We start from the raw sequence: 16,677 nt of genomic DNA, 5'->3' as shown, positions 1-16,677 counted from the left end.
CCATGAAGCAGATAAAGCTAAAACGAATCCGGGTCATCGTGGCGCTGACGTTCCTGGTGTTGACTACGCTACTGTTTATGGATTTCGCGCAAATCGGAGAAGCGCCGGGGGCTAACGTAGTGCTGTACCCGCAATTTGTGCCGTCGCTGCTGAAATTCAGCCAGACTTTGGCGTGGGCGGGAACCGGTTTTCTGGCGGTGCTGGCGCTAACTTTGTTATTTGGCCGCGTATATTGTTCAGCGCTCTGTCCGCTCGGTGTGCTTCAGGACATCGTGATCCGCATTGCCGACAAGCTTCGCAAGCCGCGCAAGATCAAGTTCAAATACCAGAAGCCGCACGACGCGCTGCGCTACGCAGTGCTGGCGCTGACGGTAGGACTGTTCCTGAGCGGCAGCATTCTGGCGGTCGTTCTGCTGGATCCTTTTAGCAATTTTGGCCGGATCGTCGGCGATCTGCTGCGACCGCTCTATATTTTCGCCCACAATGGCGTGGGATCGCTGCTGGAAGCAGTGGGACTGCGCGGGCCGTTTCCATTGCATTGGAAAGCGCCGCTACTGACGACGCTGGTTTTTCCAGTGTTGTTCCTGATCGGGCTGGTCTGGTTGAGTGCGGCCAAGGGCCGACTGTTCTGCAACACACTCTGTCCTGTGGGTACGCTGCTGGGTCTGGTATCGCGCTTCGCGGTATTCAAAATCCGCATTCCCAAAGATGCCTGCATCCTTTGCGCCCAATGTTCGATCCATTGCAAAGCCGGTTGCATTCACTTGAAAACCAAGGAAGTGGATTTCAGCCGTTGCGTAGCCTGTTTCGACTGCATCGCAGTGTGTGAGGCCCAGGGCATCGGCTATGCCCGTTCAACGCCGGTGCTATCTCACCCCTCACCTTCACTCATCCCAACCTCTCACAAGGAGAGGAGAGTTTCGCGGCGAGCGTTGCTGCGGGTGGGTGCGACAGCGCTGGTTGGACTGGCGGGGCTGTCCCGATCCGGCAGCGGCGAAGCGACACCGTATAACCGGATTCCGACCGTGCAGGCCAATCGCAAGACTTGGCCGGTTGCACCACCCGGTGCTGGAAATCTGGCCCGCTTCAACGATCTATGCATCGCCTGTCATTTGTGCGTGAGCGCCTGTCCCTATGGTGTATTGCAGCCGGCGCTGCTGGAATACGGCCTGTCCGGGTTGCTACAACCTCGCCTGGATTTTGCCGCCGGCTATTGCAGCTACGAATGCAATCGTTGCGGCCAGATTTGCCCGACCGGCGCGATCCGTCCGCTGGATCTAACCGTCAAGCAAACGGTTCAACTCGGCGTGGCCCACTTCATCCGCATCAATTGCATGGTCCATACTGACCACATCGCTTGCGGTGTCTGCGAAGAAGCCTGTCCTACTCAGGCTGTTCACAGGGTTCCATATCACGATGGCCTGAGTATCCCGGAAGTACGGGAGGCGCTCTGCATTGGCTGCGGCGCTTGCGAGAATGCCTGTCCCACCCGACCCTACCGGGCGATTGATGTGGACGGTCGTCCGATTCAACAACGGGCTGCGCGGCCACTTTCAAAACCTCTCGTGGACATGGGGATGGGAACAACGCAATTTGCCGCAGGGCGAGGAAGAGGGCCAGTAGCAGGAATGTCGCCGCATGGCCCCGAGTTTACTGGACGTAATCGCTGATGAATTGCACTTATCAGCCGGTCCAAATTTTCGGAGCCACCTCTGAGTACCAAGATTTTGCAGCGGAGGCGCTCAGGCGTCGTGGACTTCAGAAGTGTGGGTGATTTTGGCGGTTTGGCCGAGCATGATCGAGGCCGAGCAGTACTTTTCCGCCGACAGTTGAATGGCGCGTTCGACGTGCTTGGCGCTCAGGTTTTTGCCCGTCAGGATGAAATGGACATGGATAGCGGTAAACACCTTGGGATCGCTATCAGCCCGTTCGGCTTCGAGTTGCACTTCACAGCCGCGTAGATCCTGCCGTGCTTTGCGCAGGATGTTGACGACATCAATCGCAGTGCAGCCGCCCATTCCCATCAGCAGCATTTCCATCGGGCGTGGCCCAAGATTATGCCCGCCCAATTCCGGCGGGCCATCCAGCACCACGGCATGTCCACTCGGAGATTGGGCCACATAGGTCATATCTTCCAGCCAGGTGACGCGGGTTTTCATCAGGGTCGCTCCTGAAAATGATGAAGGGACGCCTTCAAACGCCAAATAATTCCGCCAGTTTCGCGCCGGGGTCATCCGCCCGCATGAACGCCTCGCCCACCAGAAAAGCATGAACGCCATGTGCGCGCATCAGCGCCACATCCGCTGGGGTATGAATGCCGCTTTCAGTGACCACGACGCGATCCGGCGGAATCCGGGACAACAGATTCAGCGTCACGTCCAGCCGGGTTGCAAAGGTGCGCAAGTTGCGGTTGTTGATGCCGATGAGCGGCGCGTCAATCGCCAGCGCCCGTTCCAGCTCATCAGCATCGTGGATTTCCACCAGCACATCCATTTTCAAATCCGCCGCCAGTCGCGCCAAGTCCCGCAGCGCCGCGTCCTCCAGCGCCGCGACAATGAGCAGGATGCCATCGGCTCCGATCCGTCGCGCTTCATAGACTTGATACGGATCGATGATGAAATCCTTGCGCAGCGCCGGCAGTTCGCAAGCCGCCCGCGCTTCCTGCAAATAATCCTCATGACCTTGGAAAAAATCGCGGTCGGTGAGTACCGACAGGCACGCCGCACCGGCGGCGGCGTAGCTTCGCGCAATTTCCGCCGGCAGAAATGGATCGCGCAACAAGCCCTTGCTCGGCGAGGCTCGCTTGATTTCAGCAATGACCGCTGGTCGACCTAGAGCAATCGTCTGTTCCAGTCGATCCAGCAAAGGACGCGGCGGCGGCAGCTTCTCAACCCGTCGGATTAACTCTTGCAAGCTCAACCGGTTGCTGCGCTCGGCGATTTCTTCAACCTTGCGCGCAAGGATCTTTTTCAGAATATCGGGCGCGTCGCTCATGACGCCAGTTTCTGAGTGCAGCGCACGAAGTCGTCCAGCTTGGCTCGCGCCGCGCCGCTGGCGAGCGTTTCCTGCGCCAGCCGAATACCCTCGCCAATCGAGTCGCTGAGGTTAGCCGCATACAGCGCCGCGCCAGCGTTGAGCGCCACAATATCGCGGGGCGTGCCGGGTTCGTTATTCAATGCCGTCAATAACATCGCTTTTGATTGTTCGGCGGTTTCGACCTTGAGGCCGCGATTGGACATCATCGCCAACCCGAAATCTTCCGGGTGAATCTCGTACTCCACAATCTCGCCGTTTTTGAGTTCGCCCACCAGCGTCGCCGCGCCCAGCGAGATTTCATCCATGCCGTCCTTGCCCCACACTACCAGCACATGATGCGCGCCGAGCCGCTGCATCACCCGCACTTGGATACCGACCAGATCGGGATGAAAGACCCCCATCAACTGATTGGGCGCACCTGCCGGATTGGTCAACGGGCCGAGGATGTTAAAAATAGTGCGTATTCCCATCTCGCGGCGAACCGGCGCGACGTTTTTCATCGCCGAATGATGGTTGGGCGCGAACATGAAGCCGAGGCCAGTGGCTTGAATGCACTCAGCCACCTGTTCGGCTTGGAGATCGATCCGTGCGCCCAGCGCTTCCAGCACGTCGGCGCTGCCGGATTTGGATGAAACGCCGCGATTGCCATGCTTGGCGACGCGAGCGCCGGCAGCGGCGACGACAAACATGGCGGCGGTGGAGATATTAAAAGTGTGCGAGCCATCGCCGCCGGTGCCGACAATATCTACGAAATGCTCATGTGGCGGCGGAACCTGAACCTTGGTGGACAATTCACGCATCACCGTCGCGGCGGCGGTAATCTCGCCGATGGTTTCTTTCTTGACCCGCAGGCCGGCAAGAATCGCGGCGGTCATCACTGGGGAAATCTCGCCCGCCATGATCTGCCGCATCAGCGACAGCATTTCATCGTAGAAAATCTCGCGGTGTTCGATAGCGCGTTGCAGGGCTTCCTGCGGAGTGATGGACATCAGGCGGTTCTCCAGAGCGTTCAATGCCGGGTGAGGAAATTGCGCAGCAGGGCATGGCCGTGTTCCGTCAGGATCGATTCAGGATGAAACTGCACTCCTTCGACCGGTAGGGTTTTATGACGCACCCCCATGATTGCGTCGATCTCGCCGTTCGGGGTCTGGGTCCAGGCGGTGATCTCCAGACAGTCCGGCGCGGTGGCTTTCTCAATCACCAGCGAATGATAGCGCACCACGGTAAACGGGTTGGGCAGCCCGGTAAACACCCCTTGGCCGTGATGGTAAACCGCAGAGGTCTTGCCGTGCATCACCTGACCGGCGCGAACGATGTGGCCGCCGAAGGCTTGGCCGATACTCTGGTGACCGAGGCAGACACCGAACAATGGAATTTCACCGGCGAAGCGTGCAATCGCGGCCAGCGATATGCCCGCTTCAGTGGGGGTGCAGGGACCGGGAGATAACACAATGCGCTCCGGGCGCATTTCGGCAATTTCAGCAGGGGTGATTTGGTCATTGCGGACCACCTGTACGTCTTCGCCCAGCTCACCGAGATATTGCACCAGGTTGTAGGTGAAGGAATCGTAGTTATCGATCATCAGCAGCATGGCGCGGCTACCTCATTTTTTTAATTCAGGACTTTCGCTTTCCGTCATTCCGGCGAAAGCAGGAATCCAGTAATCGGTTAAAAACCGTGGCTACCGGTTTCCACTGGTATGACACAGGATGCCTGCCGGGCGAAAGTCCTGTCATTAAAATCTATTTCCAGTTACAGCGGTTTATACCCGCAATAATACCTGCTATTTCTGGGGATACCCGTAGTGCTAAAGGTTTGGGAACGATACCACGAACGCAAGGTGTGCGTTGACATACGGGTTTATACTTAATCGTCAGAATTTTTTACAGTCGAAAGCGGCATCGCCGCCAGCTTTGGACTAGCAAACATTAGCAACTTCCGCTGACACCGATGGCACTTAGACAAGGAACCATCCGCCACCCCGCACGGACTCATGGAAACCGTTGCGTTCCCTCTGCCGCGCCGCCCACTGGAAACCCGCCATGTCCGAACACTCGCACACCAACCGCTTGATTCACCAGACCAGTCCCTATCTGCGCCAACATGCGCACAACCCGGTGGACTGGTATCCCTGGGGTGCGGAAGCGCTGGAAAAAGCCCACTGCGAAGGCAAACCAATCCTGCTGTCCATCGGTTACTCAGCCTGCCACTGGTGCCACGTCATGGCGCATGAGTCGTTTGAGGACGAAGCTACCGCCCAAGTCATGAACAAGCTGTTCATCAACATCAAGGTGGATCGCGAGGAACGGCCCGACCTCGACAAAATTTACCAGACTGCTTTCCACATGCTGCATCAGCGATCCGGTGGCTGGCCGCTCACCCTGTTTCTGACCCACGACGATCAGATTCCCTTCGTTGGTGGCACTTATTTTCCCAAAACGCCCCGCTACGGAATGCCGGCTTTCGTCGAAATCCTGCAACGGGTCAATCACCATTACCACCAGCACGCGCCCGAACTCCGCCAGCAGAATCGGGCGTTGTTGGAGGCCCTGCGCGCCGAAGTCGCCACCCCATCCGCCGCCGCCGATACGGTGCTGACCGCAGCGCCGCTCCAGGTCGGATACCAGCAACTCATCCGCAGCTTCGATCCGGTGCATGGCGGTTTCGGCGGCGCCCCCAAATTCCCGCATCCCGTCAATCTGGAACGGCTGCTGCGGCATTGGGCTGGTAGCATCCAGCGCGGTGAACCGGACCCGCAGGCTGAAACCGCAGTGTCGCTCACTCTGCGCAAAATGGCGCTGGGCGGAATTTACGACCATCTGGGCGGCGGCTTTTGCCGCTACTCGGTGGATGCCGAATGGCAGATTCCCCACTTCGAGAAAATGCTGTACGACAACGGCCCGCTGCTGGCGCTTTACAGCCAGATCGGGCAACTGACTCAGGAACCGCTGTTCCACACGGTCGCAGCGGAAACCGGCGACTGGACGGTGCGAGAGATGCAAGCGCCGGACGGTGGCTATTACGCCACGCTGGACGCCGACTCCGAAGGCAAGGAAGGCACGTTCTACCTGTGGACCCCCGATCAGGTCCGCGCACTATTGAACAGCACTGAGGAATATCTCGCCTTCGCCGTCTGTTACGGACTGGAACAGCCGCCCAATTTTGAAAACCACGCCTGGCATTTGCGGGTCACTGCCGAGGCTTCCGAACTGGCTCGCCGGTTGAGTGTCCCCCCGGTGCAAGTCGCCGAGTGGCTGAGATCGGCTCGGCAGAGGCTGTTCGAGGCTCGCTCGCAACGGATCTGGCCGGGTCGCGACGAGAAGATTCTCACTGCCTGGAATGGGCTGATGATTCGAGGCATGGCGATAGCGGGCCGCCATCTGGACCGAGCGGACTTGGTGGCTTCGGCGGAACGCGCCCTCGATTTTATCCGCGCCCAGTTATGGAAAAATGGCCGTTTGCTGGCGGTTTACAAGGACGGGCAGTCGCGGCTGAATGCCTATCTGGATGACTACGCTTTCCTGATAGACGGCATTCTGGAACTGCTGCAATGTCGCTGGCGGGATGGTGATCTGGATTTCGCCCTGACGCTGGCCGAGGTGTTGCTCGATCAATTCGAGGATCGCGAGGCGGGCGGCTTTTATTTCACCACCAGCGATCATGAAGCGCTGATTCAGCGGCCCAAACCGGTACACGACGACGCCCTGCCGTCCGGCAATGGCGTCGCGGCGCAAGTGCTGTTAAAACTGGGGCATCTCACCGGGCGGATGGCGTATCTGGAAGCGGCGGAACGAACCCTGCGCTGGGCCTGGCCGGCGCTCCAGCAGATTCCCACCGCCTGTAACTCGCTGTTGATGGCGCTGGAAGACTACCTGGATCCCGTGCAGATCATCGTGCTGCGAGGCAGTGAGGCGGCAGCGCTGGAAGCATGGCGGGATCGTTGCGCCAGATCCTACGCGCCGCACCGACTGACATTGGCCATTCCCACCGATGCCCGCGTGCCAACTGGACTGCTGGCCGAGCGACGAGTGAGTGCTGCGCCGGTGACGGCTTATCTCTGTAGCGGGTTAAAATGTCTGCCGCCGATCACGACACTGGCCGATCTGGACGCTGAACTGGCTCGATCCGGGGCGACCATTCCCTGAACCGAGAGGACGGGATGGAGACTCAGGCTGAAATCGAAGGATTGATGCGGTAGGTTTGGATCGTGTCCATTTAAGGATTGCTTCACCGTATCCACGCAATGAACTACCATAATTAAGTTTAGCGACGCCGTTCGCAACGAACCGGGGCCTGTTGCTCAGGGTGAAAGGAGACCTTCCCCATCCGTGCGCGAACACTCTACCTTGACGCCCCTGCGACAATTCGCTGTCCTAAAGCAAAGGTTTTCTGTCAAACCATTCCCAAACCCTGGAGAGGGCAATACCACCATGACCATGCATCTTTACTTCTCGCTCATCCCCGAAGCGCTGATCGCGTCCATGCTCACCCCGGAACAATTCGGTCAGTACTACGCCACCGGCCACAAATACAAGTCCAAGGGACAAGCGATCTTTTTCGAGGTTGATCCCGCGTTCCGTCACGAATTTTTCAATATCGATGAGGGACTGACCCGTTGCACCGCACACCCGGATGGGACGCCAAAAAACTCGGTCTACATTTCGGTCTACCGGGTGCTGGAACACATTCCGGTCAGCGCATTGGGCAAGCTTTACCTGACCACCGCCTACGGCCATACCCTGGGTCTTGAGCCGGGCAAGATTACGCCACGGGAAGGGCCGGGCCTGCACATGTATCAGGATCTGGCCCCGGTGAACAGCCTGGTGGTCAGTGCGCTCGATGCAGTGGACTACTATACCGGCGTCACCGAGCAGCCGGCCAAATTCATCCGCTTCCCCGGTCTCTGTTTCGTCGAATTGGGTTTGGGTGCGCTGGCGACGGACCCCGAAAACGGGGCGCTGGGTGATCTCCCCTACTCGTTTATCCACCACCTGCGCGAGGCTCTGCTGGAAGTGGACCCCAATTCCAAGCAAAGCAAGCTGGTGCATCGGGTGCATTCACTGGAATTCCCGTACCGGATGGTCAAGAGGGGTTTTTACATGGGTAATGGCCCCGACCTGGCGTTCTATCCGATGCCTTCGCACGAAGTGCTGCGTCGGGAACATAATCAGTGGTGGCGTTCGGCCAATCTGTAAACCGCACTTCCGCCACCGGCAACCTCCGGTGGCGACCCTTTCACTGGGCGGCAGCGCTTCGGATATTCTGAATTTTGCTGCCGTTCACTGTCAGGCGCGGCGAATGCGGTCAGTGGCTGAAATCGTCGTCTAACCCGGCCTGTAATTCCCGCCCAACCAGCGCCGCTCGCCAGCCATGACGCAGCGGCGAATCCTCACCGATCAGTAGCCGTTCCACATCTTCTCGATTTGCGACCGACCGAAGTGGAATGTTGTATTGATTCGCCCGCGCTGCGATCAGTGTCAGTAGAACATCCACTTGCGCCGCCTGATCCGAGGTGAGAATTGGCCGGCGCGACGAAGTTGGCCATTGCTCCGGCGGTTCGGCGCGGGCAGCAGCAATCCGCGCCAGCAGCATTTCGCCCTTTCGTTGTACCGTTGCCGACGGCAACCCACGAATGCGTTGCAGATCCTCCATCGTTTTCGGCATCTGCCGGGTCAGTTCGATGAGAACAGCGTCGTCCAAAATCCAGCGGCGTGGCCGGTCATGGGTGCTGGCCTGTTCCTCACGCCAAGCCGCCAATTCCCGCAATACCGCCCGCTGTACGCCATGCAACCGGGAATGCTGCCGAATTCGCCGCCAGCTCTCCCAGGGTTGCAAGCGATAACGGTCAGGATGGCAAAGCCTCTGGAAATCCTCAGCCAGCGCATCCAGCCAGCCGCGCTCCTCCAGCGCTGTACGCTGCTGTCGGTACAGTTCCGGCAGATAGCGCACATCATCGGCCGCATAACGCAGCCATTCCGGCTCCAATGGCCGGCGGCGCCAGTCAGCACGGGTATGGGCCTTGTCCAACTCCACGCCGAGCATTCGCCGGACCAGAGAGGCATAGCCGATTTGATCTCCCTGCCCCAGCACCAGCGCCGCCAGTTGCGTATCGAACACCGGTGCCGGCACCGCACCGCGCAGATGAAAGAAGATTTCCAGATCCTGTTGCCCAGCGTGCAGCAGCTTGGTTATCGTCGGGTCGTAGAGCCGTTCCAGCAATGGGTCCAGCGACGGCAGCGCCATCAGATCGATGTTCGCCACCCGGTCGGCGCTGGCGACCTGGATCAGGCCGGGTTGCGGATAGTAGGTTTGTTCGCGGATGAATTCAGTATCCAGCGCCAGCCACGGTGTGCCTTGCAGACTGGTACAGAAAGCCACCAGCGCCGGTTGATCCAAGATGTAGAGATCGCTCACTCGCGCCGCCAGACGCCAGACTGACCCCCCGATTTCTCCAGCAAGCCAATATTGGTCAGAATCATGCCGCGATCCACCGATTTGCACATGTCGTAGACGGTCAGCAGCGCCACCTGCACGGCGGTCAGCGCTTCCATTTCCACCCCGGTGCGGCCAAAAGTTTCCACCGTAGCCCGACAGCGGACCGCGCTCTGTTCCGGCAGCGGTTGCAAATCGACCGCGATCCGGGTCAATGCCAGCGGATGACAAAGAGGAATAAGGTCGGCGGTGCACTTGGCGCCCATGATGCCGGCGATGCGCGCCACGCCGAGAACGTCGCCCTTGAAATGCAAACCGGCCACGATCCGTTCGAGCGTGGCCGGCTGCATCTGAATCCAACCTTCGGCGACTGCCACCCGGTGAGTGACTTCCTTGTCACCCACATCCACCATGTGGACCTCGCCGGCGGCGTTGAAGTGGCTTAGTTCAGCCACAGCCCCTACTTCATCGCCACCAACAGCGGCACGATCAGCAGGGCGACGATGTTGATGATTTTAATCAGCGGGTTGACCGCTGGGCCAGCGGTGTCCTTGTAGGGGTCGCCGACCGTGTCGCCGGTGACTGCGGCCTTGTGCGCCTCGGAACCCTTGCCGCCAAAATTACCATCCTCAATATACTTCTTGGCGTTATCCCAGGCGCCGCCGCCAGCGGTCATGGAAATAGCCACGAACAGACCGGTGACAATGGTGCCCATCAGCAGGCCACCCAACGCCTTCGGCCCGGCGTTTTCACCCGGCAGCAGCCACGCCATGCCGAACGCCACCACGATAGGCGCCAGCACCGGCAACAGCGACGGCACAATCATTTCCTTGATCGCCGATTTGGTCAGCAGGTCCACCGCCAGTGAATAGTCGGGCTTGGTAGTCCCTTCCATGATCCCGGGGATTTCCCGGAACTGCCGGCGCACCTCGACCACCACGCTGCCCGCAGCGCGACCAACCGCTTCCATCGCCATCGCCCCGAACAAAAACGGGATCATGCCGCCGATAAACAGGCCGATGATCACCACCGGGTCCGTCAGGGAAAAATCGACGTTGACATTGGCGACTTTCAGCTTGTGTTCGAAATCGGCGAACAGCACCAACGCCGCGAGCGCCGCTGAACCGATGGCGTAGCCCTTGGTAACCGCCTTGGTGGTGTTGCCTACTGCATCCAGCGGGTCGGTGATACGGCGAATTTTCTCGTCCATCTCCGCCATTTCCGCAATGCCGCCGGCATTGTCGGTAATCGGGCCGTAGGCGTCCAGGGCGACGATAATGCCGGCCATCGACAGCATGGAGGTAGCCGCGATAGCGATGCCGTACAGCCCAGCCCAGTGAAAGGACAGACCGATGCTCAGGCAGACCGCCAGTACCGGCAATGCCGTCGCCTTCATCGAGACGGCCAGCCCGGCAATGATGTTGGTGGCGTGACCGGTGGTGCAGGCTTCCGCGAGTTTTTGCACCGGGCTGAACTCGGTGGCGGTGTAGTACTCGGTGACGACCACCATCGCTGCGGTCAAACCCAGTCCCACCAGCGCCGAACCCCAAAGACCCCAAAAATGCTGGCTACCCATCAGCACGAAGATAACCGGTAGAAAGGCCACGGCGGAAATTCCCCCAGCCACCGCCAGACCGCGATACAGCGCGTTCATGATTTTTTCGCCTTCCCGGGCCTTGACGAAACTACAGCCGATGATCGAGGCGATGATCGACACGCCGCCCATCAGCAGCGGCAGGACAATAGCGTTCTGGACGAGGTCTGCGCCAAACACTTGCACGCTCAGACTGCCCACCAGCATGGTGGCAATGATGGTAACCGCGTAGGTCTCGAACAGATCCGCCGCCATTCCGGCGCAGTCGCCGACGTTGTCACCGACGTTATCGGCGATCACCGCCGGGTTGCGCGGGTCGTCCTCAGGAATACCCGCTTCGACCTTACCGACCAAATCAGCGCCGACATCCGCGCCCTTGGTGAAGATACCGCCGCCGAGACGGGCAAAGATCGAGATCAGCGAGCTGCCAAAGGCCAGTCCAACCAGTGGGCCGAGATCGGGAGCGGCGCCGGCAAACAGGTACAGCAGTATGTAGTAGCCAGCTACGCCGAGCAAACCGAGGCCGACTACCAGCATCCCGGTAATGGCGCCGCCGCGAAAAGCGACTTCCAGCGCCGCATTCAAACCGTTATGGGCAGCTTGAGCGGTACGGACGTTAGCGCGCACTGAGACGTACATGCCGATATAGCCGGCGGCACCTGAACAGATTGCACCGACTACGAAGCCGATGGCGGACAGCGCGCCCAAGGTGAAAAAGATCACCACGCCGATGATGACACCTACCACTGCAATAGTGGTGTACTGCCGGTTCAGGTAGGCGCGGGCACCCTCCTGAATGGCGGCAGCGATTTCCTGCATCCGGGCATTGCCAGCGTCTTTGGATAACACCCACTGGATTGACTGGACCCCGTAAACCAGGGCGCCCACGGCGCAAAGTAACGCGATGATCAAGCTGATCGCTACCATGGCGTGAACCCTCCCGAGAGTAGATCAATGGACTGCATAGTTCCTCCTCGTTCTGCTCGTTGTCGTTGATAAAGACGGGTTTGCTCGGCGGACGTGGCGCACACTGATGGGCAGCAACGCGCCATGCCGGAGATCCTGCGGGAAAGATTTGGATCTGGCGTGCCGCACGTTCCTAAAGGATAGGCGATGCTAGCGCCAAGACAATCTCGGTCGTCAAATCGAATGTCTGGAGACATCGGCAAGGTCTGAAAATAACCGTTTGGTTCACGAACGGCTGTTGTTATGGCGCTCCACGCTCAGCAAGATCTCGGTCTTGGCTTCCTCCAGGCCACCCCAGCCGTCAAGCTGAACCCAGGTGCCGGAATCGAGATCCTTGTAATGCTGGAAAAAATGGGCGATCTGGTTCAGTTGTGACTGCGGCATCTGCTCGACCGACTCGATCTGATCGTACAGGGGGCACTCCTTCTTGATTGGCACCGCCAGCACCTTGGCGTCGCCGCCCTGCTCGTCAGTCATCCTCAGTACGCCCAGAGGCCGACAGCGCACCACGCAGCCGCTGATGACCGGCAGCGGAGCCACCACCATCACATCCAATGGATCGCCGTCCTCACCCAGAGTGTGCGGGATATAGCCATAGTTGCAAGGATAGTGCATCGCGGCGGTCATAAAGCGATCCACGAACAACGCACCGGTCTCCTTATCCACTTCGTACTTGACCGGATCCGAATGCGCCGGGATTTCGATGATGGCATTGAATTCATCGGGGAGATTGTGACCGGCGTCCACTCTGTCCAGAATCATGGTGTTGACCTTTCGTGCGGCGGTTGATGGATGAAAGAATGCCTATACTACAACAAGGCCGAATGCTTGACAGCCACAGTCGCGAGTCGCGAGTGGGTATCCTCCCACCGGGATCGCTTCCCGGCGCGGATCCAGTGGATGAACAAGACAGATTCGACCCTCACCGGATTTCCAGCCGAACTCCCTATTGTTGTTCCTGCCAAAATTACGAGAGTGAAGTCACTATGAGAATCGTTCTGCTAGGCGCCCCTGGCTCCGGCAAGGGAACCCAAACCGATGCCATCATTGCCCGTTATGGGGTCACTACGGTCGCCACCGGTGATCTATTGCGCGCCGAAGTGGCTGCTGGCACCGAGCTGGGCCTGCGGGCCAAACCGCACATGGACGCCGGCAATCTGGTGCCGTTCGACATCGTGCTGGGTATGATCGAACATGGGCTGCAAACCCTTGCCAAGACGAATCCCAAGGGTTTCATGATGGACGGATTCCCGCGCGATCTGGCGCAGGCTGAAGCTCTGGACGAAATTCTGGATCGGATCAGCCAGCCGCTCGATCTGGTGCTGTTTTTCGAGGTGGATTACGAGGAGATCGTCAAACGGCTGCTGGGACGCGGTCGCGCTGATGATAACGAAGCGACAATTCGTAACCGACTACGGGTGTTCGAGGAGAAAACCGCGCCGCTGATTGAGTACTACACCCGCAAGGGCCTGCTACGCAACATCAAGGGCACGGGTACCGTCGAGGAAATCGGGCAGCGGGTGCAAGCCGTACTCGACGAAATTGCCTGATCCGGGCATGACTTCCCTCGCCCCGACGCTTTCCCTGTGATGGGAAAGCGCCGGGGCGATGTTTTTGGTGGCAGCGCTCTCAAACCCGCACTAACGGTTTGGCGAAACAGCGGCACTCTAGCTGCCGGCGGGAGTCATGACGGGAGTTTCTAATTCTCCCCCCGCAAGCAACGGGGGAGATCCAGGCGTGGTCGGGTTCTGAAAAACAGCTTGGTTGACAAGTACCATAGCTTTTCGGTAGGTTGAAAAAATACCGCCGCAAAATCTGTTATAAATTTCCAAGGAAGCCGTTGACTTGACTGCCGCGCAACGTCGTAACTGGCTACTGGTCGCGTTGATGTTCGCTGTGCCGTTCCAGGCACTGGCGGCGTTGATGCCTTCCTGGTTGCCGCACAGTCATGCCTCTTCATCGGTCACCGTCCCCGCTCATGATCATTTGATGCACCTGCACCCGGATGGGGTGAAGGTACATTCGGTCGTGGTGGTCGCCCCTCACTCGCCCGATACCACCCCTGCCGACTCTAACGGCACGCTGCTCGACGAGAGTAACGGCGATTGGGGTATGGTCTACGCGCTATCCGGCGTACCGCCCATGCTGGCTTATGATCCGCAGGCCGAACCGCCCGGCCAAGTCGTATTTCTTCTGCCTCCTCTCACCCCTGATCCGCCCCAGCGCCCTCCCCGCGCCTGAATCCCCACCCGATTGCCGTCCCGTGGTTATTCGCCGTGGCGATGCCGATAGCATCCGCCAGCGGTAGGTAATCCGTAACGTTCACGTCAGCGTGAGGGTGTCATGCGCTTATTGATTAGCCTGTTAGCCGGTTGCGTTGCCGTTGCGGCGAACGCAGCCAGTTTCAAGGACATTCTGGAGCAAACCTGGCTCCGTTATCCCTCATCCCAAGCGGTCGCGGCGCGGCAGGACGAAGCGGCGGCCAAAGGCGCCATCGCCTCCGGTTGGCTGGCGGCGCCGCCAGTCCTCGGCGCCCAGGTCACCTCGGATCGATTGACCGAGAACCGGGGGTTTCAGGAACTGGAGGCGGAACTGGCGTTGCCGCTGTGGTGGCCGGGCGAGCGGACGGCGCGCACCGCGCTGGCTCATCGGGAAAGCGAAAGTGTGACGGCAGCCAGTCAGGCATTACGGTTGGAACTGGCCGGCAAGCTGCGCGAAGCCGCCTGGGCGGTCAAGCTCGCTGAAGCGGAACACCGGTTGGCGCAGCAGCAGGAAAGCGACGCCGCACGACTCAAGCAGGATGTGAGCCGACGGGTCAAGGCGGGCGCACTCGGCAGCGCCGATGCGCTGCTGGCTCGCGATGAAGCGGTTACTGCTCGTCAGGCAACCCTGGAAAAAGCGATTGAATTGCAGGAGGCCCGATTGGCGTATCGCCAACTCACCGGCACCGACGAACTCCCCTCGCCGCTGGAAGAAGCTGTCGCCAGCGCGCCCGACGAACATCCCGAACGCCAAGCGGCGCACGCCGCTGCTGCCGCCGCCGAAGGCAAGGTGCGGCTGGCGGGCAAAGCCCTGAACGAACGACCGGCGCTGCTCCTGGGCGCTAAATACGACCGCGCCGAATACGGCCAGGACGGCGAGACATCCCTGCGCATCGGCATCGCCATCCCGTTGGGCGGAGACCGGTTCCGACGGCCCGAGGTAGCTGCGGCCCAGGCCGAACTGAATGAAGCCGCCGCCACCCAGGCGCTGGCCGATGACCGGCTCCCGCTGGCCGTCGCCACCGCGCAGACCCAGTTGACCCATGAAACCGAACGCTTGGCCGCCGCCCGCGAACGGCAAGCCATCGCCCGTGAACATTTGGAACTCCTCCAGAAAAGCTTTGATCTGGGCTTTCTCGATTTGCCGACCCTGCTCAGAACCCGCAGCAGCGCCGCCGCTGCCGAACTCGACTTTACCCGCCAGCAGTTGCGCGTCGCTCGCGCCCGCGCTCGCCTGAACCAAGCGCAAGGAGTCTTGCCATGAAGCGCTATCAGCGTCTGCTCGGACTGTTTGGATTGCTCGGACTGTTGTGGGTATTGCCAGGGCTGGTCTTCGCGCATGGTGGGGAGGATCACGGCGACGCCAAGATCGCTGCTGCCGCGCCCTCCGCTCGCCCCCGTTTGGAAGCCAGCAGCCCGGACTTTCAAATCGTCGCGATCCTGCATGATCGAACCTTGGATCTCTATCTCGACCGCTACGCTACCAATGAACCGGTTCTCAACGCCCGAATCACGGTAGAAAGCGATGGACAATCGCGGCCTGCTGTTGCGAGTGCCGACGGCGCGTATCGAGTGCACGATATCGCCGCCTGGACCACGCCGGGCGCTCACGAGCTGATCGTGACCGTGGACGCGGAAGGCGTTAGCGATATTCTCATCGGCAATCTGGTGATCCCATCCCCGCCTGCCATTGCTCCAGCATCGATCTCCGGCGGGTGGCGACGATGGTTGGAATGGCTCGGCGCAGGCGCGGTCGGACTGCTGCTCGGATTGCTGCTGGGGCGGGGCGGCCCGGCGACTGCCGTCGCGCTGTTACCCCTATTGCTGGGGTTGAGCTTGCCCAGCCCACCGGCGTTGGCGCATGGCGGCGAAGACCACAGCGCCGACCCGCCAGCGGCGATCCTGCCCACCAGCGGCGAGCGGGCGCAACGATTCCCCGACGGCAGCCTGTTCGTCCCCAAGCCGGTGCAACGGGTGCTCGGTTTGCGCACCACCTTGACCACGCGGCAGGAACTGCCGCGCACCGTGGAATTGAATGGGCATCTCGTCGCTGATCCCAACCAAAGCGGTCGGGTGCAAGCCACGCAGACCGGGCGCATCACGCCGACCAGCGATGGCTTACCGTATCTGGGGCAGGCGGTGAACGCCGATCAGGTACTCGGCTATGTGATTCCGGTGGCCGCGAGTATCGAAACTGCCGGCCAAAGAGCATTGTTGGCCGAGCTGGACAGCCAGCTTGATCTGGCCACGCGGCGGCTGAACCGGTTGCAACAACTGGCCGGCAGCGTGGCGGCCAAGGACATCGAGGAAGCCCGCACCGAACTCAATGGCTTGCGCCAGCGCCGGCCAGTTGAGATCGGAAGAGCACACGTCTGAACTCCAGTCACG

General features: G+C 60.0%; 15 protein-coding genes. 7 read left to right on the top strand and 8 right to left on the bottom strand.

All coding sequences use genetic code 11. The annotated features are described in order from the left end of the window. Positions 1-2: 2 nt before the first annotated feature. Positions 3-1,670, top strand: a complete 1,668-nt coding sequence (locus BN874_RS08735; protein ID WP_051497612.1) for a 4Fe-4S binding protein — start codon at positions 3-5, stop codon at positions 1,668-1,670. Between the two features lie 72 nt (positions 1,671-1,742). On the opposite strand, the gene BN874_RS08730 is transcribed toward BN874_RS08735, so the two are convergent. Genes BN874_RS08730 through BN874_RS08715 form a run of 4 tightly spaced genes read right to left on the bottom strand, consistent with a single transcriptional unit; the run spans position 1,743 to position 4,627 of the window. After that, positions 1,743-2,159, bottom strand: coding sequence for an OsmC family protein (locus BN874_RS08730; protein ID WP_034432133.1), 417 nt, complete (start codon positions 2,157-2,159; stop codon positions 1,743-1,745). Between the two features lie 34 nt (positions 2,160-2,193). Then, on the bottom strand, positions 2,194-2,994 hold the full coding sequence (trpC, locus tag BN874_RS08725) for an indole-3-glycerol phosphate synthase TrpC (RefSeq protein WP_034432132.1): 801 nt from the start codon (positions 2,992-2,994) through the stop codon (positions 2,194-2,196). Then, positions 2,991-4,025, bottom strand: a complete 1,035-nt coding sequence (gene trpD, locus BN874_RS08720; protein WP_034432131.1) for an anthranilate phosphoribosyltransferase — start codon at positions 4,023-4,025, stop codon at positions 2,991-2,993. The genes trpC and trpD overlap by 4 nt, the downstream gene beginning before the upstream one ends. A gap of 20 nt (positions 4,026-4,045) precedes the next feature. Next, positions 4,046-4,627 (bottom strand): anthranilate synthase component II, encoded by a 582-nt coding sequence (locus tag BN874_RS08715; protein WP_195912144.1) that lies wholly within the window; start codon positions 4,625-4,627, stop codon positions 4,046-4,048. A gap of 451 nt (positions 4,628-5,078) precedes the next feature. Here BN874_RS08715 and BN874_RS08710 point away from each other — a divergent pair, with 451 nt between their 5' ends. Further along, positions 5,079-7,181: a thioredoxin domain-containing protein gene (locus BN874_RS08710; RefSeq protein ID WP_034432130.1), complete on the top strand. Its 2,103-nt coding sequence runs from the start codon at positions 5,079-5,081 to the stop codon at positions 7,179-7,181. Between the two features lie 285 nt (positions 7,182-7,466). Then, positions 7,467-8,231: a hypothetical protein gene (locus tag BN874_RS08705; protein ID WP_034432129.1), complete on the top strand. Its 765-nt coding sequence runs from the start codon at positions 7,467-7,469 to the stop codon at positions 8,229-8,231. Between the two features lie 109 nt (positions 8,232-8,340). Here BN874_RS08705 and rnd read toward each other — a convergent pair whose 3' ends face one another. From rnd to ppa, 4 genes are all read right to left on the bottom strand, one after another. Beyond that, positions 8,341-9,450 carry a ribonuclease D gene (rnd, locus tag BN874_RS08700; RefSeq protein ID WP_034432127.1) on the bottom strand — a complete coding sequence of 370 codons (1,110 nt, stop codon included), beginning with the start codon at positions 9,448-9,450 and terminating at the stop codon, positions 8,341-8,343. After that, the gene (gene moaC, locus BN874_RS08695) at positions 9,447-9,923 is read right to left on the bottom strand and encodes a cyclic pyranopterin monophosphate synthase MoaC (RefSeq protein ID WP_034432125.1); all 477 of its coding nucleotides are present in this window, start codon (positions 9,921-9,923) and stop codon (positions 9,447-9,449) included. The genes rnd and moaC overlap by 4 nt, the downstream gene beginning before the upstream one ends. 5 nt (positions 9,924-9,928) lie before the next feature. Further along, the gene (locus BN874_RS08690; protein WP_034432124.1) at positions 9,929-11,989 is read right to left on the bottom strand and encodes a sodium-translocating pyrophosphatase; all 2,061 of its coding nucleotides are present in this window, start codon (positions 11,987-11,989) and stop codon (positions 9,929-9,931) included. 264 nt (positions 11,990-12,253) lie between these two features. Beyond that, positions 12,254-12,790 carry an inorganic diphosphatase gene (ppa, locus tag BN874_RS08685; protein ID WP_034432123.1) on the bottom strand — a complete coding sequence of 179 codons (537 nt, stop codon included), beginning with the start codon at positions 12,788-12,790 and terminating at the stop codon, positions 12,254-12,256. 224 nt (positions 12,791-13,014) lie between these two features. Between ppa and BN874_RS08680 the strand changes: the two genes are divergently transcribed. From BN874_RS08680 to BN874_RS08665, 4 genes are all read left to right on the top strand, one after another. Next, positions 13,015-13,578, top strand: a complete 564-nt coding sequence (locus BN874_RS08680; protein ID WP_034432122.1) for an adenylate kinase — start codon at positions 13,015-13,017, stop codon at positions 13,576-13,578. 295 nt (positions 13,579-13,873) lie between these two features. Beyond that, the gene (locus tag BN874_RS08675; protein ID WP_034432121.1) at positions 13,874-14,269 is read left to right on the top strand and encodes a hypothetical protein; all 396 of its coding nucleotides are present in this window, start codon (positions 13,874-13,876) and stop codon (positions 14,267-14,269) included. A 102-nt stretch (positions 14,270-14,371) separates the two neighbouring features. Further along, positions 14,372-15,553 (top strand): TolC family protein, encoded by a 1,182-nt coding sequence (locus BN874_RS08670; protein WP_034432120.1) that lies wholly within the window; start codon positions 14,372-14,374, stop codon positions 15,551-15,553. Then, positions 15,550-16,665: an efflux RND transporter periplasmic adaptor subunit gene (locus tag BN874_RS08665; RefSeq protein WP_051497611.1), complete on the top strand. Its 1,116-nt coding sequence runs from the start codon at positions 15,550-15,552 to the stop codon at positions 16,663-16,665. Before BN874_RS08670 ends, BN874_RS08665 begins: the two co-directional genes overlap by 4 nt. The last annotated feature ends 12 nt before the right edge of the window (positions 16,666-16,677 follow it).

Origin of the sequence: Candidatus Contendobacter odensis Run_B_J11, from assembly GCF_000531125.1 — a bacterium.
GTDB lineage: Bacteria > Pseudomonadota > Gammaproteobacteria > Competibacterales > Competibacteraceae > Contendibacter > Contendibacter odensensis.
Note: the sequence above shows the minus strand (reverse complement) of the source record. Positions and strands in the feature narration are given on the sequence as shown.